This is a genomic window from Amylibacter marinus (genome assembly GCF_030160015.1).
Classification (GTDB): Bacteria; Pseudomonadota; Alphaproteobacteria; order Rhodobacterales; family Rhodobacteraceae; genus Amylibacter; species Amylibacter marinus.
This window is the reverse complement of record NZ_BSNN01000002.1, coordinates 202,242-228,347: the sequence shown is the minus strand read 5'-3', so window position 1 is coordinate 228,347 and position 26,106 is coordinate 202,242. Positions and strand designations below refer to the sequence as shown.

The 26,106-nt window shown below is 51.2% G+C and carries 25 protein-coding genes; 17 read left to right on the top strand and 8 right to left on the bottom strand.

All coding sequences use genetic code 11. The features are described 5' to 3' along the window. The first annotated feature begins 219 nt into the window (after positions 1-219). Both QQL62_RS01905 and QQL62_RS01900 read left to right on the top strand, forming a co-directional pair. Complete coding sequence (locus tag QQL62_RS01905; RefSeq protein ID WP_284375646.1) at positions 220-450, top strand: hypothetical protein; 231 nt, start codon at positions 220-222, stop codon at positions 448-450. An 82-nt stretch (positions 451-532) separates the two neighbouring features. Next, positions 533-781, top strand: a complete 249-nt coding sequence (locus QQL62_RS01900) for a ribbon-helix-helix domain-containing protein (RefSeq protein WP_284375645.1) — start codon at positions 533-535, stop codon at positions 779-781. Here QQL62_RS01900 and QQL62_RS01895 read toward each other — a convergent pair. From QQL62_RS01895 to QQL62_RS01885, 3 genes are read right to left on the bottom strand one after another with little or no spacing between them, the layout of a single operon-like run. Beyond that, complete coding sequence (locus QQL62_RS01895; protein ID WP_284375644.1) at positions 765-2,132, bottom strand: cytochrome P450; 1,368 nt, start codon at positions 2,130-2,132, stop codon at positions 765-767. The two genes, QQL62_RS01900 and QQL62_RS01895, sit on opposite strands and share 17 nt — an antisense overlap. Further along, positions 2,133-3,350, bottom strand: a complete 1,218-nt coding sequence (locus tag QQL62_RS01890) for a hypothetical protein (protein ID WP_284375643.1) — start codon at positions 3,348-3,350, stop codon at positions 2,133-2,135. 41 nt (positions 3,351-3,391) lie between these two features. Then, positions 3,392-4,144 carry a cytochrome c biogenesis CcdA family protein gene (locus QQL62_RS01885; RefSeq protein WP_284375641.1) on the bottom strand — a complete coding sequence of 251 codons (753 nt, stop codon included), beginning with the start codon at positions 4,142-4,144 and terminating at the stop codon, positions 3,392-3,394. Between the two features lie 91 nt (positions 4,145-4,235). Between QQL62_RS01885 and QQL62_RS01880 the strand changes: the two genes are divergently transcribed. The 3 genes from QQL62_RS01880 to QQL62_RS01870 all read left to right on the top strand — a co-directional run bounded on the left by QQL62_RS01880 (position 4,236) and on the right by QQL62_RS01870 (position 9,091). Continuing rightward, positions 4,236-4,478 carry a sulfurtransferase TusA family protein gene (locus QQL62_RS01880; protein ID WP_284375639.1) on the top strand — a complete coding sequence of 81 codons (243 nt, stop codon included), beginning with the start codon at positions 4,236-4,238 and terminating at the stop codon, positions 4,476-4,478. A gap of 101 nt (positions 4,479-4,579) precedes the next feature. After that, positions 4,580-5,488 carry a LysR family transcriptional regulator gene (locus QQL62_RS01875; RefSeq protein WP_284375637.1) on the top strand — a complete coding sequence of 303 codons (909 nt, stop codon included), beginning with the start codon at positions 4,580-4,582 and terminating at the stop codon, positions 5,486-5,488. A 123-nt stretch (positions 5,489-5,611) separates the two neighbouring features. After that, positions 5,612-9,091 (top strand): M10 family metallopeptidase, encoded by a 3,480-nt coding sequence (locus QQL62_RS01870; RefSeq protein WP_284375635.1) that lies wholly within the window; start codon positions 5,612-5,614, stop codon positions 9,089-9,091. A 146-nt stretch (positions 9,092-9,237) separates the two neighbouring features. Here QQL62_RS01870 and QQL62_RS01865 read toward each other — a convergent pair whose 3' ends face one another. Both QQL62_RS01865 and QQL62_RS01860 read right to left on the bottom strand, forming a co-directional pair. Then, positions 9,238-10,533: an RNA polymerase sigma factor gene (locus QQL62_RS01865; RefSeq protein WP_284375633.1), complete on the bottom strand. Its 1,296-nt coding sequence runs from the start codon at positions 10,531-10,533 to the stop codon at positions 9,238-9,240. Continuing rightward, entirely contained in the window at positions 10,534-10,884 is a 351-nt protein-coding gene (locus QQL62_RS01860; RefSeq protein WP_284375630.1) for a YciI family protein, read from the bottom strand. A gap of 242 nt (positions 10,885-11,126) precedes the next feature. Between QQL62_RS01860 and purL the strand changes: the two genes are divergently transcribed. From purL to grxD, 4 genes are all read left to right on the top strand, one after another. After that, entirely contained in the window at positions 11,127-13,289 is a 2,163-nt protein-coding gene (gene purL / locus QQL62_RS01855; protein ID WP_284375628.1) for a phosphoribosylformylglycinamidine synthase subunit PurL, read from the top strand. Positions 13,290-13,297: 8 nt separating this feature from the next. Next, positions 13,298-13,465 carry a hypothetical protein gene (locus tag QQL62_RS01850; RefSeq protein WP_284375626.1) on the top strand — a complete coding sequence of 56 codons (168 nt, stop codon included), beginning with the start codon at positions 13,298-13,300 and terminating at the stop codon, positions 13,463-13,465. Between the two features lie 20 nt (positions 13,466-13,485). Next, complete coding sequence (locus QQL62_RS01845; protein WP_284375624.1) at positions 13,486-13,722, top strand: BolA/IbaG family iron-sulfur metabolism protein; 237 nt, start codon at positions 13,486-13,488, stop codon at positions 13,720-13,722. Between the two features lie 149 nt (positions 13,723-13,871). After that, positions 13,872-14,234 (top strand): Grx4 family monothiol glutaredoxin, encoded by a 363-nt coding sequence (grxD, locus tag QQL62_RS01840; protein ID WP_284375622.1) that lies wholly within the window; start codon positions 13,872-13,874, stop codon positions 14,232-14,234. A gap of 56 nt (positions 14,235-14,290) precedes the next feature. On the opposite strand, the gene QQL62_RS01835 is transcribed toward grxD, so the two are convergent. Beyond that, positions 14,291-14,740, bottom strand: a complete 450-nt coding sequence (locus QQL62_RS01835; protein ID WP_284375620.1) for a cell division protein ZapA — start codon at positions 14,738-14,740, stop codon at positions 14,291-14,293. 3 nt (positions 14,741-14,743) lie between these two features. Next, on the bottom strand, positions 14,744-15,292 hold the full coding sequence (locus QQL62_RS01830) for a hypothetical protein (RefSeq protein ID WP_284375618.1): 549 nt from the start codon (positions 15,290-15,292) through the stop codon (positions 14,744-14,746). A gap of 149 nt (positions 15,293-15,441) precedes the next feature. Here QQL62_RS01830 and tkt point away from each other — a divergent pair, with 149 nt between their 5' ends. The 8 genes from tkt (at position 15,442) to QQL62_RS01790 (ending at position 25,161) form a co-directional block, all read left to right on the top strand. After that, the gene (tkt, locus tag QQL62_RS01825; RefSeq protein ID WP_431355740.1) at positions 15,442-17,478 is read left to right on the top strand and encodes a transketolase; all 2,037 of its coding nucleotides are present in this window, start codon (positions 15,442-15,444) and stop codon (positions 17,476-17,478) included. A gap of 186 nt (positions 17,479-17,664) precedes the next feature. Continuing rightward, complete coding sequence (gap, locus tag QQL62_RS01820; RefSeq protein ID WP_284375615.1) at positions 17,665-18,672, top strand: type I glyceraldehyde-3-phosphate dehydrogenase; 1,008 nt, start codon at positions 17,665-17,667, stop codon at positions 18,670-18,672. Positions 18,673-18,823: 151 nt separating this feature from the next. Further along, a complete protein-coding gene (locus tag QQL62_RS01815; protein WP_284375613.1) occupies positions 18,824-20,011 on the top strand; it encodes a phosphoglycerate kinase in 1,188 nt (395 codons plus the stop codon). 30 nt (positions 20,012-20,041) lie between these two features. After that, on the top strand, positions 20,042-20,932 hold the full coding sequence (locus QQL62_RS01810; protein WP_284375611.1) for a fructose bisphosphate aldolase: 891 nt from the start codon (positions 20,042-20,044) through the stop codon (positions 20,930-20,932). A 140-nt stretch (positions 20,933-21,072) separates the two neighbouring features. Beyond that, a complete protein-coding gene (locus QQL62_RS01805) occupies positions 21,073-21,378 on the top strand; it encodes an FtsB family cell division protein (protein WP_284375609.1) in 306 nt (101 codons plus the stop codon). A 155-nt stretch (positions 21,379-21,533) separates the two neighbouring features. Continuing rightward, positions 21,534-22,517, top strand: coding sequence for a pyruvate dehydrogenase (acetyl-transferring) E1 component subunit alpha (gene pdhA / locus QQL62_RS01800; protein ID WP_284375607.1), 984 nt, complete (start codon positions 21,534-21,536; stop codon positions 22,515-22,517). 11 nt (positions 22,518-22,528) lie between these two features. Further along, positions 22,529-23,884 (top strand): pyruvate dehydrogenase complex E1 component subunit beta, encoded by a 1,356-nt coding sequence (locus QQL62_RS01795; protein WP_284375605.1) that lies wholly within the window; start codon positions 22,529-22,531, stop codon positions 23,882-23,884. 11 nt (positions 23,885-23,895) lie between these two features. Next, entirely contained in the window at positions 23,896-25,161 is a 1,266-nt protein-coding gene (locus QQL62_RS01790) for a pyruvate dehydrogenase complex dihydrolipoamide acetyltransferase (protein ID WP_284375603.1), read from the top strand. 55 nt (positions 25,162-25,216) lie between these two features. Here the strand turns inward: QQL62_RS01790 and cysE are convergent, their stop codons facing one another. Further along, the gene (gene cysE, locus QQL62_RS01785) at positions 25,217-26,032 is read right to left on the bottom strand and encodes a serine O-acetyltransferase (RefSeq protein WP_284375601.1); all 816 of its coding nucleotides are present in this window, start codon (positions 26,030-26,032) and stop codon (positions 25,217-25,219) included. Positions 26,033-26,106: the final 74 nt, after the last annotated feature.

The window sequence follows — 26,106 nt, the reverse complement described above, 5'->3', positions numbered from 1 at the left end:
AGATTTGATCGAATTTTCACCGATCCATTTTTCCCATATTTTTCATTAGCTTACCCAAAATCCCCTGTGAAATGGGATCTGGGACGCTGTGAATTGTGGCAGAAAAGGTACAATTTGGCGAAATTGGTCACAATTAAGGTCTGGTTGCATCTTATTCCCGCCTTATTGATGGGGTTAAGTTTGTAAGCGTCATATCTGAATGTCCTAGAGGAGCGAAAAATGAACATCCCACTGAGAAAGTCTGATCAACCAGAAGCAGGTAACCCGCTGGTGCTGAAAACACCCGTTTGGTCCAAACCTTCGAAAAAAGATACTGCCGAAAAATCAGCGAATTCGGCCCCAGCACCTCAGGCACCGGCCCTAACACCAGAACAAGCCTATATTGAAGAGCGCGAAATCCGTCGCCTATACCAAGAGATCAAAGGTAAACTGGATGCAGGATTGCTGTAAGCCAACCGCTCCGGTTTCACAGCACCCATATCTGGGCCAATATCTGGCTGGACAAGGTTGAGTTTTCAGCCCACACCAAGCTATGGAAAAAAACGCGCGCCCCAAGAAACATTCACTGACCCTAAAGGGACATCGCACCAGCGTGTCCCTAGAAGATCCCTTCTGGCAAGCCTTTCGTGAAATTGCCGAAGAAAAAGACCTTACCCTAAATCAAATGGCGGCAATCGTAGACGCAGAACGAGGTATTCAATGCGGCTTGGCCTCGGCCATGCGGCTATATATTCTGCAGCACTATCAAAGCAAACTGTCGAAAATCAGCGGCGCGGAATAAACCGTAGCCTTATGCCATCCTTGGATCGAACAGTCAGATGGGCCACAGGGATCGGTGGTACATCATCGGCTTGCTGAATCTCAAAGGTCTTCACCAACCAATACAACAAAACAACGCCCTCGATCATCGCAAAACCAGCGCCGGGGCAAACCCGCGGGCCGTTTGAAAAGGGCATATAGGCATCACGCGCACAGCGCTTGGTCTCGGCGTTATCCCAGCGGTCTGGATCAAACTCGTCTGGGCGATCCCAAAGGCGCTCGTGGCGGTGCAGATGCCATGGCGACAAAACAACCTGTGATCCAACCTTGACCGCACGCTCGCGCAGGATCTCTGGCGCGCTGGTCTCGCGTACCATCATCGGCACAGGTGGATACAGGCGCAGGGTTTCCTTAAAAACATTGCGTGTATAGGCCAGATTGCTCAGCTCAGAGAACTCTAACCTATCGCCCGTCGCGGCCTTGGAAACCTCGGCATACACCCGCTCTTGGCATTCAGGATCCAGCGCCAGTAAATACAGCGCCCAAGACAGCGCGCTAGCGCTGGTTTCGTGGCCCGCCAAAAAGAATATGGCCACCTGATCAACCATATCTTCTGGGCTAAAACAGGCCCCCGTTTCTGGATCTGGGGTTGTCATGATTTTGGTGGCCAGGTCATCTGGTGCGGTATTTTTCTCGATCTGTTGGCGGCGTAGATCTGTTAGATGCCTTAGATGGTGACGAATGGCCCGCCCGGCCTTTTTGGCCTTGCGCGATTGTACCCATGGGATGATGCGTCGCATACCCAACAATACGCCTAAATTCATCAGCGGCTGAACACGCTGATAGGTTTTGAAATCGCGGTAGGTATCCGCGGCAATCTGATTCGAGATCGGGATTGAGAACAGGGTTCTAAAAATGATATCAGCGGCGATCAGGCTGGATTGCGCTTCGACATCCACAATCTGATTTGGGGTGATCCGTGTGGTGGCGTCCAGTGCCGCCTGTTGGATCGCATGAAAGCTGTGGCGCAGGCGTCCGCCCTCGAATGCGGGATCAATGATGCGGCGTTGAGATTCCCACAACGCGCCATTAGACACAAACACCCCCCGCCCCAGCAAAGAGGCCAGTGATGCGCTGATCAGTTCGGATTTGGGGAAATCACTCGGCCGCTCCTTAAGCACCAAGTTAATTAACTTTGGGTCATTCACAAAATAGGAGCGATATCGAGGAAGGCGCATTTCTGCCATCCACGCTCGATACAGCCTTTGGGGCTGCGCCATGAAAATGTCGCGTTTGAACAGGCGCATATGTGTCCAAAAAGGAACCTTTTGTGCGCGCGTGCGGGGTTTGGGCGGTATGATTTTTGGTCGCATTTAGTTTGCCGTATTTCGAAAATTTGACAGAGGTTTGCGAATGGTCATCGGGCTAGAGGGCTGCTGGTCAAACCGCGCGGCTAAGCTGATTGGCCCTGAGGTAATTAAGAAGTAATCATACGCATCTGGCGTATCAAAATGACATAGGTATTGCAGATGAAGCTTGAAAAACTGTAGTTTCATCTCTTCTAATCGATCCGTATCGATTGTGTCGCCAAAGCGTGCAGAAATAACCAGTGGCCAGACTTTATCCCCAATGGCATCAACGCAGACCGACACCGGATCACACAGCGCAAAATTACAGCTATCTGTTGGGGCGGTGATGTCGATCCATGTAATCGATTTCTGCGTAGACAGGTATTGTAAATCTCGGCGCAATTCGTGTGCCTGAGGTAGGAAGCCGACCATGGGCACCACATGCCCAAGGGTTAGCAAGCTAAGCGCAGGGCCGGCATCGCAGCCCCTGCGCAGAACCTCTGCCATGACCTGAATCCCGACATGCGCGCCCGAGGAATGGCCGACAATCAAAACCTCGTCGTATTCTTGCGACAGCGCATTCTGAACACGATCGGCGAATTCAAGAATACGCTGATCAAGGGCGGCAGGGTTTTTGCCATAGCTTCGTGCCGCATAGCCATAGTCTTGCATCAGATAATAGGCATAGATATAGCGATCAAATTTTTTGAATTGCCGCAAGATCAACACACCGGCCCCAAGCCCGACGATCACCCCCACCCATGGCGGGGCCAATTTTGACACAACAAAGGCCAGAAAAACAGATGCAAAACAAGCTATTATAAGCTGTAGCAGCAATGCAAATACCGGATAGAGCGCCGCAACCACCGGCCCACGGCGCAGTTTAGTCAGCTGTCTAAATGCTCCGGTAGACAGATAGACCCAGACCGTTTTCAGCATCACCATATAGGTGCCTAAAACCGAAACCTTCATGGATGATTTTACCAAATCTGACCATGTAAGAACCTCGAAAAACGCATGGGTCTCTTTCCCCTGCTCTAGCGTTCCCACCTGCCATCCAAAGGTGCCTTTGGGGGTTTTTAGGGCTGATAGGGTTAGGGAGTATTGCGATATCTCGGCCTGCAATGCGGCCTCGCGGCGGTATAATTCGCGGTAGCGTCGCGGAGAAATAGGATCAAACCCCGGCACATAGAAGACCTTGCGCCTTTTTATATGATCATGTTCATGGGGCGGTGCGGGCACGAGGGATCCTTTGGTTATATCCTTGCTCTACACCTAAACGATTAACCAAATTCTGCAAGTGAGGGAAAGTTTTCCAACAACCAGAAGGAAAATGAGCTGAACGCGCCGGTAACCAAGGCAAGACCGATACAGATCAATAAGACGCCCATGGCAATTTCGACCTTGCGCATGTGTTTTTTAAACCGGTTCATAACGCCCATCGCACGGTTGATGAACACCGCAGCGATGATAAATGGCAGCCCCAAACCAATGGCGTAGGTGGCCATCAATAATCCCCCGCGCGCGATCGTGTCTTCTTGGGCGGCAACGGATAGGATTGTGCCCAGAATTGGGCCTATACAAGGTGTCCAACCAAAGGCAAAGGCCAGCCCCAGAATATATGCTCCAAAGGCCGATCCGCCTTTATCGCCCGCATCCAGGCGCGCCTCTTTGTATAGGAACGGTATGCGCAGAATCCCCACGAAATGTAGCCCGAACAGGATGATTACCCCCCCTGCAATGCGCGCGAACCAATCTTGGTTTTGCAAAAACACCTGCCCTAGGGCCGAGGCCGCAAGCCCCAGTAATATGAACACCGTCGATAGACCCAATGCAAAGAAGATAGAGGCAATGATTGTGGCGCGGCGCGCAGATAACCTGCCGGTCATATCCTGCATGGATATCCCCCCCATATAGGCCAAATACGGCGGCACAATCGGCAATACACAGGGGCTAAGGAAGCTAATTACACCTGCAAGCAGAGCAACAAACATTGCGGGGGCCAAACTGGCGTCTATGATATCTATTCCAAACATGATCCTGTCTTAGCGGGCAATAGGCTCTGCGTCATCCTACAAATCATAACATCTGCGTGGACTTTTGAAACATCTAGCGCTAGGGGAAGATATGAGCGATGATCACACATTGGACGCCACAGGGTTGCTTTGCCCTCTGCCTGTTCTAAAGGCCCGAAAAAGATTGCAGGCGTTGCCTGTGGGGGCATGTTTGCGTGTCTTGGCCGATGATCCGGCGGCGGTGATTGACATTCCGCATTTTTGCACTGAGCAAGGTCATGATTTGGTTGAACAAATTCTGGATTCAGAGCCACAGGTTTATATTATCTGCAGGGGTACGCGCGCTGCAAAATAGACGCCATTTCCAGATTAACTTTCGAACAAAAAAATTAAAACCTTGGTTTTAAAGCGATTTTGAGGTAGCAATGCACCTAACGCATAGCTAAGGGGGAGATCATGGATTGGGATAAGCTGCGCATATTTCATGCTGTTGCCGATATCGGTAGTCTAACCCATGCGGGGGATATTTTACATCTATCGCAATCCGCAGTCAGCCGCCAAATTCGGGCCCTAGAAGAAAGCCTGAATGTCACTCTTTTCCATCGCCATGCGCGCGGCCTGATCTTAACCGAACAGGGCGAATTACTGTATGATGCCACCAGCCATATGTCCAAGCGCCTAGAAACAGCTGAGGCACGCATACGCGATAGCGAAGATGGGGTTTTTGGAGAGTTGCGCGTGACGACCACCACCGGTTTTGGTACACTTTGGCTGGCACCACGTATTGGGAATCTGTATCGCCAGTACCCTGATTTGCAAATTGATCTAATCTTAGAAGAGCGGGTATTGGATTTGCCCATGCGAGAAGCCGATGTGGCGATCCGGATGAAGGAGCCCAGTCAGGCAGATCTGGTGCGCCGCAGGTTGATGAACGTGAACATGCGCCTATATGCGACGCCTGAGTATTTGCGCGAACACGGCGAGCCTAAAACATTTGCAGAACTAAAAGATCACCGCATCGTTTCTCAGAGCCTGAATGCGCGCCAAGTAAACGAAAGCGTGTCTTGGCTTCGAGAGTTAATGGAGATGGATCACCCGTCTCAATTGACCCTGAACAATTATTTCGGGGTCTTACAGGCGGTGTTACATCATGTGGGGATCGGTGTTTTACCAGATTATGTGATAGACGAGGTTCCCGAAATCGTTCGTGTATTGCCCGAAGATGAAAGCAAGGTCATCCCTGTATTCTTGGCCTTCCCCGAGGAATTGCGCCATTCAAAGCGTGTACAGGCATTCCGCGATTTTGTATTGGATGAAATTCGCAAGAACAAACGCCACACAGCCGCCAGCTCAGAAGTTATTTAGTTAATAATTCCTTAACAACGCCACAATTTAGAGTAGTTTCTATGTATGTGGATTGTCGGGATACGATTCGCGTTAAACGAAAACCCGCAATAAATCGGGATGCGAATAGGAGAGGGCGAGCACATGGTTGCAACGACATTAGAAGACCTTGCTGATTATCTGGTTGATGGGTACGAAGATCAGACAAACTGGAACCTTGGCGCAACCGGCAGTGCTGCGCGCAATGGCGTTCTGACCTATAATGTTACGGGGTATTCTAGTGGCCCATTTGGCATAGAAGATGCCAACGGTATGGATGCGGAACGTGCCGAAATGGTACGCGAAGCCTTTAAGCTGTATCACACGCTCACTGGGATTTCCTTTGTAGAGGTAACGGGCGAAAACGGGGATTTCAAATTCACCGACAATGATTCAGGCGCCTATTCCTATTCACAGCAAAATGGCGATGCACATTTCACCGCGACCTATATCAATGTGGATGCGGGTTGGTTCGGTGGTAGTGATGCCTATGATGGTTACACATGGCAAACCATATTGCACGAAATAGGCCATTCCCTGGGCTTGGGCCATCAGGGCAATTACAATGGCTCTGCGACCTACGGCGTAGACAATGTTTTTGACAACGACAGCTGGCAGGCATCGATGATGTCCTATTTCAGCCAGACCGAAAACACGACAATTGACGCAAGTTATGCCTTTGTATTGGGGCCTATGGCCGTCGATTATCTGGCCTTGGATCAGCTATATGGGCAATATGGATATGGTACCGACAATGCCTTTTCGGGGGATACGGTTTATGGGTTTAACACCACCATCACCGATTCCCAAAGTGCAGTTTGGGCAGATCTAGCCGACTATGCCGATAACACCTCCTTTACCATCATTGATAGCGGCGGAATCGATACCATAGATTTTTCGGGTTATGGTGGAGGCATGCGCATCGATATCACAATTACCGAGGCCAGCTTCACCCAAGCGACAACATCTGATGTGGGATTTGAAACTGCAAATATGCTGATTGCGGCGGGCACAGTGATTGAAAACGTTGTAACTGGTAGCGGAGATGACGACATCACCGGCAACAGTGCCGATAACATGCTCTACGGCGGCGGAGGCAACGATGCGATATTTGGCGCCGAGGGCAACGACAGTATCTATGGCGGCGCCCAAGAGGATACTGCCATTTTCACCTATGCGATTGCCAGCTATTCCATCACCTATTTCACAACTTATTTCCAACTGATTGGCGAGGGTATCGATTTTGTATTTGACGATATCGAGTATTTTCAGTTCGATGATGTGACCCACAGCTATGCGGAACTAGCAACACTGTTTGACACCCCTGATCCGATTGCCCAGGATGATCTGGGTAGCGCATCCCACAGCTCTGTGTTCTCTACAAATATTTTAGGCAATGATAGCGATCCCAAGGGGGCAGCCTTTACCTTGGTTTCAATCGAGGGCAACACCTCGGGCTTGGTAACATTGGCCTCTGGCGCCGTTGTCAGCTTTGCGGCAAATGGGCTGATCACCTATGATCCGAACAATGTTTTCAATAATATCGCAATCGATGCAACTGACAGCTTTTCCTATGTCATCGAAAATGCCTCGGGGGGCACCAGCACGGCCACTGTTACCCTGTCGATTACGGCACCACCAGCGGGTGCAATCTTGGGCGATAATACAGCGAACACCCTAGTGGGGACGGCTGGTGATGATGTGATCTTTGGGTATGAAGATGCAGATAAACTAACCGGTGGCGATGGCGCTGATGAAATCTATGGCGGTGACGATGCTGATAGAATATTCGCGGATGCGGGCAATGATACGCTGTACGGCGACAATGGACTTGATCGCATCTATGCGGGCCTTGGGGCGGATTTGGTGTATGGTGGTGCGGATTACGATCAAATCTACGGCGGCGATGGCGCAGACGAATTGCACGGTGATGGCGGTATTGATTTCATGTTTGGCGGCGATGGAATCGACACCCAATTTGGCGGCGAGGGCAATGATAAAATTCGCGGCGAGCTGGGCGATGATATCCTGTACGGTGATGCGGGCAATGATTACATAGATGGGGGCGGCGGCGAGGATGAAGCCTATGGTGGAATTGGCCGAGACCGCCTGTACGGCGGATTAGATGACGATGATTTATATGGGGGCGATGGCGCTGATCAGGTTTTTGGTGGCGATGGGGCTGATACATTAACGGGTGGTGCCGGTGCTGACCTGATGGATGGCGGAGCGGGTGTTGATACCCTTGTTGGGGGTGCGGATAACGACCAGCTGCGCGGCAAAGCCGATAACGACTATCTGGACGGTGGTCTGGGGGATGATTACCTAGATGGGGGTGAGGGCCTTGATACCCTTGATGCCGGGGATGGGCGCGACAGGCTGTTTGGGGGAACGGGCGAGGATTTCCTATTTTCCGGCGCTGGCGATGATCTGGTTTATGGCGGAGATCACGGGGATACATTATACGGGGCTGATGGGCTGGACTTTATGTTTGGTGGCGATGGCGCGGATACCCAATTCGGCGGCGCAGGCAATGACAAGCTGCGCGACGGCTTAGGGGATGATTTCCTATACGGCGGGCTTGGCAAAGACCATCTAGATTCCGGTGCCGGTGCAGATCACCTAGAGGGTGGTGCAGGCCAAGATCGCTTGTTTGGCGGGGCAGACAATGATGATCTCTATGGCGGTACAGAAGAGGATCAGGCCTATGGAGGAATTGGAGATGACGAAATCTACGGCGGGGACGGCAATGATTTCGTTTCCGGTGGTGATGGTCTTGACACGCTCTATGGCGGTGCGGGTGATGATAGATTACGCCTAGATGCGGGCGCGGGTTCCGCATATGGCGGTGCTGATGCCGATCATATCACCGCGCTCGAGGGATCAAACACCCTTGTTGGTGGCGCAGGAAACGATCGCATTTTTGGTGGCCAAGACGATGATGGTATCACCGGCGATGATGGCGCGGATCAACTATATGGCAATAGTGGTGGCGACAATATTTCCGGTGGGGCCGGCTTTGATTTGATCTATGGCGGTGCTGGCCAGGATTTCATTTCTGGGGATACTGACAACGACAAGCTTTATGGCGGCGAACAGGATGACACCCTGTATGGCGGGCATGGCGCTGATACGTTGTATGGTGGATTGGGTGCGGATCTGCTAAGTGGCGAGGCCGATAACGACCGTCTTTATGGCGGGGACGGAGATGATTATTTGGTAGGTTCAGCGGGTGTAAACACGTTGGATGGCGGCCTTGGCGAAGACACCTTACAAGCCCTAGGTGGTACCAATGATTTAATCGGCGGCCTAGGGGCCGATGAATTTGAATTTGCCATCAATTCGGGGATCAACACAATCAAAGACTTTGAGCTGGATATCGATGTGATCTCCACAAGATTGCAAAGCAGCGCCTTTGATGAGTTGAACATTTATCAATCCGGCACCTCGACTAAAATCGAGCATGGCGCTCTGGCCTTGGATATTACCGTCGAGAACATGCAGGCCTCGGATATGACAATCGATCAATTCGAGTTTGCCCCAGCACCATCAAGCGCTGCATTGACCGAAGATTTATTCAGCTGATCCGGTATCGTGGTGTGTAACAGCTATGTTGCATACGCATAACAGGAATGCGCTAAACTCACTTGTTGTTAAGACATTGCTTGTATATCTAGACCTCGAGGACAGCAGTTGAGCTTATCTCCTGTTTTTCTCACCTCCCTGTTGGACTAAGGCCGAGCTTTGCTCGGCCTCTTTTTTTGCGCAACAGAATTTTCGCCTATCTCTGCTCTACATTCTTCCAGACGCCCCTGTAGGAATGCCACCTCGGCGGGCAATGTGCTGAGCGCGATGGCGCGATTATAGGCGTGCATGGCGTCTTCAAACTGGTTGTTGCGCCTGTGAACATCCGCCTTAGCGGCATAGAGCGGTTGATAATCGGCCAGCAAATGCTCGATCTGCTGAATGAGCGCCAATGCCTGTGCCCCCTGCCCTGAAAACCCAAGCGCCACCGCTTGGTTCAAGCGCACCACGGCAGAACCATCGATGCCCGCAAGCAAGCCATATAAATGAGATATTTGCACCCAATCTGTTTGTTCTGCGGTTTCCGCTTGGCAATGCAGGCCGTGAATTGCGGCTTGTAATTGATATACGCCAATACGCCCTTTTTTTAAGGCGGATTCCAACAGATTCTGAGCCTCAAAGATCATGTGTTTATCCCATTGGCTGCGATCTTGGTCTTCTAGAGGGACAAATTTTCCGGACTCCTCGGTTCTGGCATGGCGGCGCGCCATTGAAAACAGAACCAAGGCCAACAGTCCCTGCGCCTCGGCCTCGTCAGGTAGGAAAGATACAACAAGGCGGGCCAGAAACAGGGCCTCTTCGCAAAGATTAATGCGGATCAAATCACAGCCCTTGGTTGCGCGGTAACCTTCGTTGTAGATCAAATAGATTACTTGTAATACAGACTGCATCCGCGCCGCCATATCCGCGGCCTCTGGAATTTTAAATCCAATGCCAGCTTTGGATATTTTGGATTTCGCCCGTGTTAGGCGCTGTGCCATTGTGGGCGTTTTTACCAAAAATGCCGCCGCAATCTCTGGCGTGGTTAGCCCGCCTAGGGTTTGCAAGGTTAGGGCCACGCGCGCCGATTGATCCAGTGCCGGATGACAGCAGGTGAATATTAAGCGGAGCCGATGGTCAGGGATATCGGAAACCTCATGAGTCTCCTGTGCAATTTCAGCTGTTAACATCGCAATATCTGCTGATTTCTGCGCAAAACTCTTAGACCGACGCAGTGTATCAATCGCGTGTCGGCGCGCCACTGAGAGTAACCACGCCTGTGGTGATTTTGGCAGGCCCGTTTTTCCCCAATTGGCCAGCGCGCGGGTTATGGCCTCTTGAAAACAGTCTTCGGCAAGATCAAGATCACGCAGGCTGTGCGCTAGGGTCGCAACCAGCCGCCCCCGATCCGCGCGGATCACACGGTCTAATGCGCGGTGTATTTGATCGGGGGCGGTGGTCATTTAGTCAAAAGTCATTACAGGGCGTACCTCTACGGTGCCATGTTGGGCGCTGGGGATCAGCTTTGCGTATTTGATAGCATCATCCAAACTGTCGCAATCCAGCATGTAAAACCCGCCCAAATGCTCCTTGGTTTCGGCAAATGGGCCGTCGGTTAGCGTGGTTTCACCATTACGGATACGCACACAGGTTGCAGTTTCGACCGGCTGTAGCGCTTCGCCAGCTACAAAAACGCCGTCATCATTATAGGTTTTCGATGCGGCTTCGTAGCCGGCCATATAGGGGCCCCACTCCTCTGAGCCGTACTCTGGGCTGCCTTCGGGTCTGCCATAGATCAATGCTAAATATTTCATCTGTTGTTCCTTTCAATGTTAATACCATCCCATCCCTGTCGATCATTGACCATTCTTTACACAGTTGCAAATTCAATACCGCCAAGATGTGGATACCTACAAGACGAACCAACAGCCGCATTTTCGACAGCAGTCGTAATTTTTTTACGTTGATTGCACGATTTTGTGCAGAATACGGGCTTTCACCCTGTGGCACAAAAGCCTAAAAGACGATCAGTAGAATCCTAACATAGGCATGGCACATGGCACTGGAACCTGAAATCACCACCGAACTGATCGAACAGCACGGCCTGAATGCCGAAGAATATCAGCGCATTCTTGATTTGATTGGCCGCACACCATCCTATACAGAGCTGGGCATTTTCAGTGCCATGTGGAACGAGCATTGCTCTTACAAGTCTTCGAAAAAATGGCTGCGCACCCTGCCAACCGAAGGGCCGCAGGTCATTTGCGGGCCTGGTGAGAATGCTGGTATCGTGGATGTGGGCGATGGTGATGCCATTGTGTTTAAGATGGAAAGCCACAATCACCCCTCCTATATCGAGCCCTACCAAGGGGCCGCCACAGGTGTGGGTGGTATTTTGCGCGATGTGTTCACCATGGGCGCGCGCCCTATTGCGGCGATGAATTCGTTGTCCTTTGGTGAGATTGACCACCCGAAGACCAAAAGCGTTGTAAACGGTGTGGTCGAGGGTGTTGGCGGTTATGGCAACTGTTTTGGTGTGCCAACTGTTGGCGGCGAGGTGCGGTTTCACTCGGCCTATAATGGCAACTGTTTGGTAAATGCCTTTGCCGCCGGGTTGGCCAAAACCGACAGCATTTTTTACTCGGCCGCATCGGGCGTTGGAATGCCTGTTGTATACCTTGGGGCCAAAACCGGCCGCGATGGTGTGGGCGGGGCGACCATGGCGTCGGCTGAATTTGATGATACCATCGAGGAAAAACGCCCAACCGTTCAGGTAGGTGATCCCTTCACCGAGAAGCGCCTGATGGAAGCAACCCTAGAATTGATGCAAACCGGTGCGGTGATTTCGATCCAAGATATGGGTGCTGCGGGCCTGACCTGTTCTGCCGTTGAAATGGGCGACAAGGGTGGGTTGGGCGTAAAGCTGAACCTAGAAGATGTACCTATTCGTGAAGATGATATGACCGCCTATGAGATGATGCTGTCTGAATCCCAAGAGCGTATGCTGATGGTTCTAAAACCTGAGCTAGAAGCCGAGGCGAAGGCCGTGTTTGACAAATGGGACCTAGATTTTGCCATTGTGGGTGAGACCTTGGCAGAAGACCGTTTCTTGATTGTGCACAATGGGGAAACCAAAGCCGACCTGCCGCTGGCCGCCCTATCGGGTACCGCGCCAGAATATGATCGCCCTTGGGTAGAAACACCCCCAGCCCCTGCCCTACAAGACGTACCAGCGGTTGATCCCGCAGAGGCGCTGATGGTTTTGATGGGCAGCATGAACTATGGATCAAAGGCATGGGTCTACGAACAATACGATTCTATGGTGATGGCCGATACGATCAAGCGCCCAGGCTCTGACGCAGGTGTGGTGCGCATTCATGGCACCGACAAGGCCGTTGCCTTTACCTCGGATGTATCTCCACGTTATTGTAAGGCCAACCCCTTCGAGGGTGGCAAACAAGCGGTGGCCGAGGCCTATCGCAACATCTGCGCTACGGGCGCCAAGCCCCTGGCAACAACAGATAATATGAATTTTGGCAACCCAGAGCGCCCTGAAATCATGGGGCAGTTTGTGGGCTGTATCAAAGGCATTGGCGAGGCCGTAAGCGCATTGGATATGCCGATCGTTTCGGGGAATGTGTCCCTGTACAACGAGACAGACGGTGAGGCAATTTTGCCTACCCCCACAATAGGTGCCGTTGGTCTTTTGGAGAATATTGCCGATTTGATCACCAATGTGCCCAGCCCCAATGACCAGTTGGTTATGATTGGCCAAACACAGGGGCACCTAGGCCAATCGGCCCTCTTAAAAGAACTGTTTGATCGCGAAGACGGCGATGCCCCTGCGGTTGATCTGATGGCAGAAAAGAATGCGGGTGAATTTGTGCGCTTGGCTAAGGCCAAAGGGCTGGTCAGTGCTGCACATGATATTTCCGATGGTGGGCTGGCGGTTGCGGCCACGGAAATGGCCCTATCGGGCGGTGTTGGAGTTTCGCTATCTGCAGGGGATACGGGGTGGTTCTTTGGCGAGGATCAAGCACGCTATCTGCTGGCGACGACCTCTGCCAATGATGTACTAGAGCTGGCCGAAGAGGCCGGCGTAAAGGTACAGGTTCTGGGCGCCTTTGGCGGTGATATGATTGCACTTGGCGAAGATTGCGTTAGATTATCAGACGTAAAGGCCGCCTATGACAGCGCCCTAAATCCGGTATCCAGCTAAGGGATCTTATGCGCAAGGTAATCACAGCCATCGCACTGCCGTTTTTTCTGGTATTTGTTGTGGTGGCTGGGAGCATCCTTAGCCTAAGAACCCTGTTTGGGGCACGGTTCTGGGCCCTACAGAAAAGACGCATAGCCGCACGGCGTGATAGCGCGGCGAATAATCGCGATAAGTAATTCAACCACAGGAGTTTTCCATGGCAATGTCTGCAAGTGAAATCGAAGTATTGTTGCGGGCTACGTTCCCGACTGCGGATATTAGCGTATCTGGCAATGATGGGGTGCATATGGCCGCAGATATCGCCGCCGTTGAATTTGCAGGGAAAAATCGCGTCGCCCAACAACGCATGGTTTATGCGGCGCTAAAGGGCGCGATGGATGGCAGTAATGGACAACTGCACGCGCTACAATTGACCACGCGGGTTAAAGAATAGGCCATCAGGAGCCCTGCTCTAAACCCACGCCCCCTATAGCCCTTAACAAGCGCATTAGCTGTTCTAACATTATTGCGTGATCAGGGTTTTGCTTTGTTTGAAAACCCGTTAGGTATTAAAAAACTCGCTCTTTTAGATAGGACAAAACCATGTCAGATGCACAAAGCCAGATCAAAGAAACCGTAGAGGGCAATGATGTTGTTCTCTTCATGAAGGGTACATCGCAAATGCCGCAATGTGGATTTTCGTCCAAGGTTGCAGGTATTTTGAACTATCTTGGTGTGGAGTACACTGACGTGAATGTTTTAGCGGACGAGGATGTTCGTCAAGGCATCAAGGATTTTTCAGATTGGCCAACCATTCCTCAGCTGTATGTGAAAAATGAATTCATCGGCGGCTGTGATATCGTGATTGAAATGATGCTTTCGGGCGAATTGGACACGGTTCTTGCGAATAACGGTGTGGGTTTTGATAAAGACGCCGCTGACAAAATCCGCGAAGCAAACGGATAAATTCCAATAATTACGCCGCGCAGATCCCTGCGCGGCATTTATTTTTGGCGCACGACCTAGGCGCTGGCCAAGGCCTCTACGCGCTCGACCATCGTCTTGATAGCCCGAAGCGCTGTATCACGCTCGTCTTGTAATGTTTCTACAGTACGCTCATTGAATTCGCCGGTTTCATGCAAACGTTGCTCTAGCTCTGCAATACGTCCCTGCAAGGCGGCCACTTCGATATCGGCGGCTCTTTGACGGGCCTCATATGCGGCCAAATCTGCGGCGGGGGCGGCTGGGGCCTCGATCGCGGCTAATTGCTCTTCCATTGCGGCGGTACGATCCGCCAGCAAAAGACCGGACATCAGCAGCATTCTGCTTTCTGGAATGCGGTTGGTAGAGACATCAAGCTTCTGGGCCTCTGTGTCCAGCATCGCAGCGGCAGATATTAGAAACTCCTCTTCACCCTCTTGGCAAACAACCTCAAAGCTTCGTCCGGCAATTTCAATCGTGACTTGGGACATGGGTTACTCCTCGACCAGGGGTTTTAATTTCTGCAAAATACTCTCGACATCCTTGATGTCCGCACTTCTTTGCGCGCGGCTTTCGCTTAGCAATTTATTCAAAGCGTCGGACTGATCATTATTGTTCAGCGTAGCGATTTGCTCTTTTAGGGCGCTGTTGCGCTCTTTGGCAGCGGCCACCTGTTCTTGCAGGGAAATATTACGTTCTTTCTGGCGATCCAATTGATCGCGGGTAGAGGTCAGGTTTTCCTGCAGTTTTTCTATTCGTTCCTGCGAGGCGGCCTTCTGGTCATTAGAAGATTGCTGTTCGCCAGTTGCTGCGTTTAGCGCCAATTCCATATTTCCATACTCTTCTGACAGGGTCTGGAATTCTGCGCGCTGCTGAGCGTTTTTCGCCTCAACCGCCTGTAGGGCTTCTTGGCTGCGGGCCAATTCCTGTGCAATCTCAGTAGCTTCCGCATTAGTAGAGCCATCATCAGAGGATTCTACCTTAGAGATTATTTTTCCGAATGCGACCTCGAATTGGTCTTGTAGTGTTTTTATGTGTTCCATCGAATGCCTCATTTGCGCGAATCGAATTCGCCGTTTCAGCCGCTATTTTAGCCTAGTTTATTCAGTAAGTTGGAGAAAAAACTTAAACCAAGCCAGTGAAGCGGGTTGACCCCTATAAAACTCTTGGTATCAACGTATAAAATTCAACCATGGAAACGAGTATCGCTGTGAACATAAACGACTTGAAACAAAGCCATCCCGATCACTGGAAAAAAGCCGCGGCTATCCGTATTCTGTCTGCAGATGCCGTACATGCCGCCGCATCTGGCCACCAAGGGATGCCAATTGGCATGGCCGATGTGGCAACTGTGCTGTTTGAAAAGCATTTGAAATTTGATGCCAGCAACCCTGATTGGGCCGATCGCGATCGCTTTATTTTGTCTGCTGGTCATGGCTCTATGCTGATTTATTCTCTGCTACACCTTACAGGCTATGCAGATATGACCATCGAAGAGATTAAGAATTTTCGTCAATGGGGCGCGAAAACCGCCGGCCACCCCGAGTATGGCCATGCCAAGGGCATCGAAACCACCACAGGCCCCTTAGGTCAGGGGATCGCAAATTCTGTTGGTTTTGCCATGGCCGAGCAGGCACTTGCGGCGCGCTTTGGTAAAAAAATCGTTGATCACTATACCTATGTAATGGCCGGTGATGGGTGCCTGATGGAGGGCGTCAGCCAAGAGGCCATTGGCCTTGCTGGCAAACAGCGTTTGGGCAAATTGATCGTGATGTGGGATGATAATAACATCTCGATCGATGGCGAAATCAGCATGTGTGATGTTACAGATCAGCGCAAACGCTTTGAGGCCGCCGGTTGGTCAGTGTTTTCTGTAGATGGGCACGATCCAGTGGCCATCGACAAAGCCTTGATCGAGGCAAAGAAGAGCCCCTTGCCATCAATGATTGCCTGTACCACCAAAATTGCATTGGGTGTTGAGGGTGTCGAAAACACCGCCGGCGGTCACGGCTATAACATCAAGGATGCACAGCTACAGCAGATGCGCGAATTCTATGATTGGCCCTACCCTGCGTTTGAGGTTCCTTCGGATGTTAAATCAGCGTGGGAAGCCATTGGATCAAAGGGGGCAGCGGCCCGTGCAGACTGGGAGGCAAAATTCGCCGCCCTGTCCGGCGCCAAGCAGGCGGAATTCACCCGCGTTTTTGATCGCGAACCTTCTAAGAAATTGTCGGCTGCGATCAAGCGTTTAAAAAAGGAAACCTCGGAAAATGCGCCGAAAATGGCGACCCGGAAATCAAGCCAAACAGCGCTAGAAGTTATCAACCCGATTATGCAGGAAACCATTGGTGGATCCGCTGATCTAACCGGTTCAAACAACACGTTGACCAAAGACCTGGGTTGGTTTGATGCTGATAACCGCGCAGGGCGTCACGTGGCCTACGGTATCCGCGAACATGGCATGGCCGCGGCCATGAACGGCATGGCCCTGCACGGCGGTGTGCGCCCTTACGGCGGTACATTCATGTGCTTTACAGATTACGCCCGCCCCTCCATGCGTTTGGCGGCACTCATGCGTATTCCTGTGGCCTATGTCTATACCCACGACAGCATTGGCTTGGGCGAAGACGGCCCGACCCATCAGCCCGTAGAGCATCTGGCGATTTCACGTGCGACACCAAATACATGGGTTTTCCGCCCTGCAGATACTGTAGAAACAGCCGAAGCATGGGAGCTGGCGGTCACCTCCAAAGAGACGCCTTCTGTTCTGTCGCTTACACGTCAAGGCTTGCCAACTGTACGCACCAAGCACACCAATAAAAACCTGACCGCTCAGGGCGCATATGTTTTGGCTGAGGCTGACAACAAGCGCAAAGTTATCCTGATCGCTACCGGTTCAGAAGTGGAAGTCGCGATGAACGCCAAGGCATTGCTAGAGGCCGAAGGCATCGGCACACGGGTGGTTTCTATGCCGTGTATGGAATTGTTCGCAGAACAAGACGAGAAGTACCGCCGCCGGGTCTTGCCGGCAGGTCCTGTACGCGTAGGTGTAGAGGCTGCGGTTCAGCAAGGCTGGGACAAATGGTTAACCGGCGAGCGCGGCAAATCAAACAAGGCCGCCTTTGTTGGCATGAATTCATTTGGCGCATCCGCCCCTGCAGAGGAGCTGTACGAGAAATTCGGCATTACCGCCGAGGCTGTGGCACAGGCCGCCAAAGACCTTCTATAGGGTTAAAACTTTTGATTTGGGCGGAAAAACAGTGGTTTTTCCGCCCTTTTTTTGTGCATATCCATTTCGTTAGCGCTAACCCGAACTTCGTTAGCGCTAACCCACTTTAAGTTTGTTCCATTGCGCTTTAGGTGAATGTCAATTCTTTTGCGGCAGGGATGTTGCATCGCACAATTGGAGAGCAAAATGACACTACGTGTTGCCATCAATGGCATGGGTCGCATCGGTCGCTGTACACTGGCGGCAATCATCGAAAGTGGACGCAAAGATATCGAAGTGGTTGCAATCAACGCACCCGCCCCACTTGAAACCTTGGCGCACCTGCTGAAATACGATTCCGTTCACGGGCGTTTCCCTGGCGAGGTTCGTATTGTCGACGATCGGCTGTTTGTTGGCCAAGGGTTGATTGAAATGCAGGGCACCTATAACGCCGATGATTTGCGCTGGGATGGGATCGACGTCGTATTGGAATGCACGGGCGTTTATAACTCGAAAGAGGCCTCCTCGATCCACCTAGCCAAAGGCGCGAAACGCGTCTTGGTATCTGCGCCGGCGAAGAATGCCGATAAGACGGTTGTTTACGGTGTTAACCACGATGCAATCACTTCAGATGATTTGGTAATCTCTAACGCCTCTTGTACCACCAATTGTTTGGCACCGCTGGCCAAGGCATTGAACGACAGTGTGGGCATCGAAAAAGGCATCATGACCACGGTGCATTCCTATACTGGCGATCAGCCGACGCTGGATAAAAAACATTCAGATCTATACCGCGCGCGCGCGGCGGCCCTTTCAATGATCCCCACATCTACAGGGGCGGCCAAGGCTGTGGGCTTGGTTCTGCCAGAGCTGGATGGGCGTTTGCATGGATCAGCAATTCGCGTACCGACACCAAATGTTTCCTGTGTTGACCTAACATTTACCTCTAAGCGTGATACAACAGTAGAAGAGATAAATGCAGCCGTTAAGAATTTCGCAGATGGCCCGATGAAAGGTGTGCTGGCATATGATCCAGAACCAAAGGTATCGATTGATTTCAACCACGATACACATTCGTCAATATTCGCGCCTGCGCAAACTCAGGTAACCGATGGTCGATTGGTACGTGTTTTGAGCTGGTATGACAATGAATGGGGCTTTTCTTGCCGTATGGCCGACACGGCTGTTGCAATTGGGCGCAAAATAGTAGGTTAAGGCTTGGAACATAAAACATTTCGCATTATTGGGTTAGTCATAATAATTGCTATTCTGGCAGATTATTTTTTCAACGACGCCCAAGCGGTTTTAACCGTGGCGCGCAAAATGTTCGCCCTCTTGGGAAAACTGTCTTTTTGGAGATGATGAAATGACTTTACGTACGCTCGATAATTTTGATGTTGCAGGAAAAAACGTTCTAATCCGTGTGGATGTGAATGTTCCAACAGACAATGGGCGCGTAACAGACCTGACCCGCCTTGATCGAATCGCACCAACCATTCTAGAAATCCTGGAAATGGGCGGCAAGCCCATTCTATTGTCGCACTTCGGTCGCCCTACACGTGGGTTTGACCTGAACCTTTCGACTCAACAAACCGTCAGCGCATTATCTCAGGTTTTGAAGCGCCGGGTTCACTTTGCCTCATCTTGCATTGGCGAGGTGGCTCAACAGGCCGTCGATACTCTGCCAGAGGGCGATGTATTGATGCTAGAGAACACCCGTTTCCATGCTGGCGAGAAAAAGAACGACCCAGAGTTTGCCGCCGCCCTAGCCGCCTTGGGCGATTGTTTCGTATCTGATACGTTTTCCACCGCGCATCGCGCCCACGCATCGGTCGTTGGTGTAGCCGAGCTTCTGCCATCCTGTGCCGGGCGCTTGATGGAACAAGAAATTCAACAGCTAGAAGCCGCCCTAAGCGCACCAGAACGCCCGGTTTTAGCCGTAGTTGGCGGGGCCAAGGTATCCTCGAAGCTGATGTTATTAGAGCATCTAGTCGAGAAAATGGACACCGTTGTGATCGGTGGCGGTATGGCCAATACCTTCCTTGCTGCACAGGGTTACGGCGTAGGGCAATCGCTATGTGAACACGAGATGCAGGATACCGCCAAGGCGATTTTGGCCAAGGCAAAAACCTCGAATTGTGAGATCATCTTGCCGACTGACATTGTTGTTGCACGCGAATTCAAAGCCTTTTCAGAAAATGAAACATTGGCTGCAGACGCCTGCCCCGCCGATAGTATGATTTTGGACGCGGGCCCGGCGACAGTAGAGGCGATCCAATCCCGCCTAGATACCGCTAAAACGGTCATTTGGAACGGCCCATTGGGTGCCTTTGAAATCCCCCCCTATAACAAAGCAACTGATGCGGCTGCGGCCCATGTCGCCACCCTGACCCAAGCGGGAAAGCTGAATTCGGTCGCAGGTGGCGGTGATACCATCGCCGCCCTAAACGGCAGTAATTCAGCAGAAAAATTCACCTATATTTCCACCGCAGGCGGAGCGTTTCTAGAATGGCTAGAGGGTAAAACCCTACCTGGCGTAAAAGTTCTGGCCTAACCCACACCTGATTTACCAAGAGAGATACCCATGCCAAACCAAGCCCAAACCGACCAAATGACCAATGCCAAGGGTTTCATCGCTGCATTAGATCAAAGCGGCGGGTCAACCCCTAAGGCATTGAATTTGTACGGAATTGATAGCTCAAGCTACAGTACCGAAGAGGAAATGTTCGACCTTATTCATGGAATGCGCGCCCGCATCGCGCAATCTCCTGCATTTAACGGTGATGATGTGATTGCGGCAATCCTTTTCGATCTGACGATGGATCGTAAGATTCAGGGCAAGCCATCTGCCACCTACCTATGGGAAGAGCGCGGCATTGTGCCATTTTTAAAGGTCGACAAAGGATTAGAAGAAACGACCCAAGACGTGCAAATGATGAAGCCAATTTCAGATTTATCCAAGACCATCGCCCGCGCGAAAGATGCCGGAATTTTTGGTACGAAAATGCGCTCGGTGATCCATGCTGCAAACAAAGACGGCATCGCGGCAATTGTTAAACAACAATTTGACGTAGGTGCCGAGATCAGCGCAGAGGATCTGATACCAATTCTAGAACCCGAAATCACAATTTCTATTTCTGATAAAGCCGAGGCAGAGACCATTCTTTGTGCAGAAATTCTGACACATTTAAACCAGTTGCCAGACGGCCAACGCATTATGCTAAAGCTATCCCCGCCAACTGTTGACAACACCTATCTGCCGTTGATCGAACATCCAAATGTTATGCGTGTCGTGGCCCTATCTGGCGGATATGAACGTGACGAGGCCAATTCCATCCTTAGCCGAAACAAGGGGATGATCGCCAGCTTTTCCCGCGCGCTAAGCCAAGGCCTCAGCGCTGATCAATCGGATGAGCAGTTCAATCAAGTTCTGAGCAATTCTATCAAATCCATTGCAGCGGCATCGGCACGGTAATCTCCCCTGCCCCTAAACTGTGAAAATCCCTGAATTAAATCTGATATTTATTCAGATTTGTGCATTTTAGGGATTCACAAAGCGAATCACTTGTGCGATGATTCGGTTAAGCGGGAAAATACCCGCGCAAAGGGCAGTAAATGGCGTATGGGCGTTCTAAAAAAATGGGTTTGGGCACAGCATTGTTTTTTGCTGTGGTTCTGGCGTTGACGGGGTATTTCGTTTTTGCCGCAATCCAAGGCGACTATGGTCATCTAAGGCGGATTCAGGTCGAAGCCGAGGAAAAACGCTTATTGGCCCAGTTAGCCGAAATAGAGGATCAGCGTGCCGCACTAGAAAATAAAATCTGGCGCCTATCTGATAGCTATCTTGACTTGGATCTGTTGGACGAGCAAGCCCGAAAGGTGCTGGGCATGGCGCGCGTCGACGAAGTTGTTATCCATTAAAATCTAACCGCTCTGCCCTCGTATTGTGGTTAGATTTTCCCCCTAGTTTCCATTCCATTATAGGCTGAATTTTCAGCGCGAAAAAACCACGTGCGTTTCATTAAAAACTCCTCTATGATAATAGTTCAATATTAAACCTTTTTAGGGAGAGCCCAATGGCAGCCGCAAAAAAGAAGGCGAATGTATCCGGCGATGAATTGCTGGAGTACTATCGCGAAATGCTACTAATCCGCCGCTTCGAAGAGAAAGCAGGACAGCTGTATGGCATGGGGCAAATTGGTGGTTTCTGTCACTTGTACATCGGCCAAGAGGCCGTTGTTGTGGGTCTAGAGGCCGCAGCCAAGGAAGGCGACAGCCGCCTGACCTCGTACCGCGATCACGCACATATGCTGGCCTGTGGCATGGACCCTAAGGGCGTTATGGCAGAGCTAACCGGCCGCAAAGATGGTCTATCCAAGGGCAAAGGCGGCTCAATGCATATGTTCAGCAAAGAAGAGAGGTTCTACGGCGGGCACGGGATTGTTGCCGCACAGGTACCGATTGGTGCAGGACTTGCATTGGCCAATCAATACAAGGGCGAAGATACGGTCTCGTTCACCTACTTTGGCGATGGTGCCGCCAACCAAGGCCAAGTCTATGAAAGCTTTAACATGGCCGCATTGTGGAAATTACCAGTGATCTTTGTGATAGAAAACAATCACTATGCCATGGGCACCAGCCAAGAGCGCTCGGCGTCTACTCCAGATTTTTATACACGTGGCGAGGCCTTTGGCATTGCCGGTGCGGCGGTTGACGGTATGGATGTTCTGGCGGTCAAGGCCGCAGGTGAACTGGCGGTAAAGCATTGCCGCGAGGGCAATGGCCCATATGTGCTAGAGGTTAAAACCTATCGTTATCGTGGGCACTCTATGTCTGACCCTGCCAAGTACCGTACGCGAGAAGAGGTGCAGAAGGTGAAGGACAATCAAGACCCTATCGATATGGTCAAAGAGATGATCCTTCAAGGGAAGCATGCCACGGTAGATGATTTAAAATCAATCGACAAAGAAATTAAGAAAACTGTCCAAGAATCCGCAGATTTTGCCGTAGCCAGCCCAGAGCCGGATGTAAGCGAACTGTATACAGATATTTTGGTCTAAGGAGTACACCAATGGCAATTCAAATCCTTATGCCCGCATTGTCCCCCACAATGGAAGAAGGCACATTAGCAAAATGGACCGTAAAAGAAGGTGACTCAGTAGAGAGCGGCCAAATCATCGCTGAAATCGAAACAGATAAGGCCACGATGGAATTCGAGGCCATCGACGAAGGTGTGATCGGTAAGCTGGTCGTGGCCGAGGGCACCGAAAATGTTGCGGTCAATTCTGTCATCGCGGTACTTCTCGAAGATGGAGAAGATGCATCCGCAGTGGAGAATGCCTCCGCAGCCCCTGCTTCAGAGGCTACAGTTACAGATACAACACCCGCTGCCCCCATTCAAAAGACCGCAGAAGTAGGGTTCGAAGACATACCAGACGGCACAACCTTTACCTCAACAACCGTGCGCGAAGCATTGCGTGATGCCATGGCCGAAGAAATGCGCAGCAATGAGAACGTATTTTTGATGGGTGAAGAGGTTGCCGAATACCAAGGTGCCTACAAAGTTTCGCAGGGCCTTTTGGATGAATTTGGTAAAAAGCGCGTAATCGATACACCAATAACAGAACACGGATTTGCAGGTATCGCGGTTGGGGCGGCCTTTGGCGGTCTTAACCCCATTGTGGAGTTCATGACCTTTAATTTTGCCATGCAAGCAATGGATCAAATCATCAATTCTGCCGCCAAGACCCTGTATATGTCTGGTGGTCAGATGGGCGCGCCCATGGTGTTTCGCGGGCCAAACGGTGCGGCGGCACGTGTGGGCGCTCAGCACTCGCAATGTTACGCTGCATGGTATGCCCATATTCCAGGCCTAAAGGTCGTGATGCCTTATTCTGCCGCGGATGCAAAAGGGTTGCTGAAATCAGCCATCCGCGACCCAAATCCGGTAATTTTCTTGGAAAATGAGATGTTGTATGGTCGTTCATTCGATGTTCCTGATCTCGAAGATTTCACCGTTCCAATCGGCAAAGCTAAGATCTGGCGCGAAGGCAATGATGTTACCTTGGTCAGCTTTGGCATCGGCATGCAATATGCCCTAGAGGCCGCTGAGAAGCTGGCCGACGAGGGTATCAGCGCCGAGGTGATTGATCTCCGTTCGATCCGCCCAATTGACTATGACACCGTCATCAATTCTGTGAAGAAAACCAACCGCTGTGTAACCATCGAAGAGGGTTTTCCCGTTGCTTCCATTGGCAACCATCTATCTGCTACGATCATGGAGCGCGCCTTTGATTATCTAGACGCACCTGTAATCAATTGCACAGGTAAGGATGTGCCTATGCCCTACGCCGCAAATCTTGAAAAACTCGCACTTGTTACCACGGCCGAAGTAATCGATGCCGTTAAACAAGTGACCTACCGCTAAGGAGAAATAAAATGGCAATTCAAATACTTATGCCTGCACTCTCTCCAACTATGGAAGAAGGCACACTGGCCAAATGGCATGTGGCCGAAGGCGACACAGTCGAAAGCGGTGCAATTCTTGCTGAGATCGAAACAGACAAAGCCACTATGGAATTCGAGGCCGTTGATGAAGGTGTCATCGGTAAAATTCTGGTTCCAGAGGGCAGCGAAGGCGTGAAAGTGAACACCGCAATCGCGGTCTTACTCGAAGAAGGCGAAGATACATCTGCCGCAGAGGCTATTGCATCCGTACCAACATCTGCGCCCTCAAAACCTGTTGCTGCCGCGCCCGAAACGGCACCCCCTGCCCCTGTCGCGGCCAGCGCACCGTCAAGCGGTGCCCGCGTTTTTGCAACTCCGCTTGCACGCCGTATCGCCGCAGATCGCGGCATTGATCTGGCCACCATCGCTGGATCCGGCCCACATGGGCGGATCATCAAGGCTGATGTAGAAAATGCCAATGCAACGGCACCTGCCGCGGCGCCCAAACCTGCTCCATTAGCCAGCTCTGCAACCGCAGAAAGCATCAAAGCGATGTATCAGGATCGCGAGTATGAAGAAATCTCGCTAAACGGTATGCGTAAAACCATCGCCGCCCGTTTGACAGAGGCCAAGCAAACTATCCCCCACTTCTATCTGCGCCGCTCAGTCCATCTTGATAAGCTGATGCAACTGCGCGCACAATTGAACGAGGGCCTTGCCGAAAGTGGCGTGAAAATTTCGGTGAATGACTTCATAATCAAAGCATCCGCGCGCGCGTTACAGGATATACCTGCGGCAAATGTTGTGTGGGCAGAGGATCGCTTACTGCAACTTACCCCCTCTGATGTCGCGGTTGCTGTGGCTATCGAAGGTGGTCTGTTTACACCAGTTTTGCGCGACAGCGATACTAAATCACTTTCGGCCTTATCCGCAGAAATGAAGGACTTGGCTGGACGTGCCCGCGATCGCAAGCTTGCACCTCACGAATATCAAGGCGGAAGCTTTGCGATCTCAAATTTGGGGATGATGGGTATTGAAAACTTTGACGCCGTTATCAATCCACCTCATGGATCAATCTTGGCGGTGGGCGCAGGGGTTAAGAAGCCGGTAATCGCCGACGACGGAAGTGTTCAAACAGCGATTGTTATGTCAATGACCCTATCGGTGGATCACCGCGCAATTGATGGTGCACTTGGCGCCGAGTTTTTGGCGCGTATCGCCTTCTATCTTGAAAATCCACTTGCAATGCTTGCATAATAAAAGGGCGCTGGATCAATGGATCACAGCGCCCTTTCTAAAATTCATGTATAACTTATTTCTCGTTACATCCGCTAAATAGTTGATTCATAGATTGTGACGGTTGATCACAACCAGCCTCGCCAACAATTTTCGCAGGAATCCCTGCTACGGTTTTGCAGGGCGGCACCTCGCTTAAAACAACAGACCCGGCTGCAATTTTCGAGCAATTACCAACAGTAATATTGCCCAATACCTTTGCACCTGCACCGATCAAAACTCCGTTCTCGATTTTAGGATGCCGCACTCCATCCGCCTTGCCCGTGCCGCCCAATGTAACCGAGTGCAACATAGACACATTATCGCCAACACGCGCGGTTTCACCGATAACAATGGAATGTGCATGATCGATCATAATTCCTTGCCCCATGGTGGCATTCGGATGGATGTCTACACCAAACACCTCCGAACATCGCATTTGGAAAAAATATGCCAGCTGCCTGCGATTTTGTTGCCACAACCAATTTGAAACACGAAAAGACTGCAACGCCTGATAGCCCTTGAAAAACAACAATGGTTGTAACAACTGGTGGCATGCTGGATCGCGATCAAATACTGCCACGGCATCTGCCCGCGCCGCATGGGCAATTTTGGGTTCAGACAAGACCGCCTCGTCGGCTATTTCACGGATGATCTGGGCAGGCATCTCGTCAGATGCCAATTTCAAAGCGATGCGATAGCCCAACGCAGACTCAAAGCTTGCGTGATGCAGAATGCTGGAATGAACCAAGCCCCCAAGAATGGGCTCGCTCTGCACCAAGCTTTGTGCCTCTGCGCTAATGCGATCCCAGACCGGGTCCACCGAACGCAATTCATGTGATGTTTCAGCCATGTTTAGTTCCTTATGTTGATCAAACCATAACAAAACCAAAATTGTTTGAACAGACCTAGAACTGAAATGTGAAA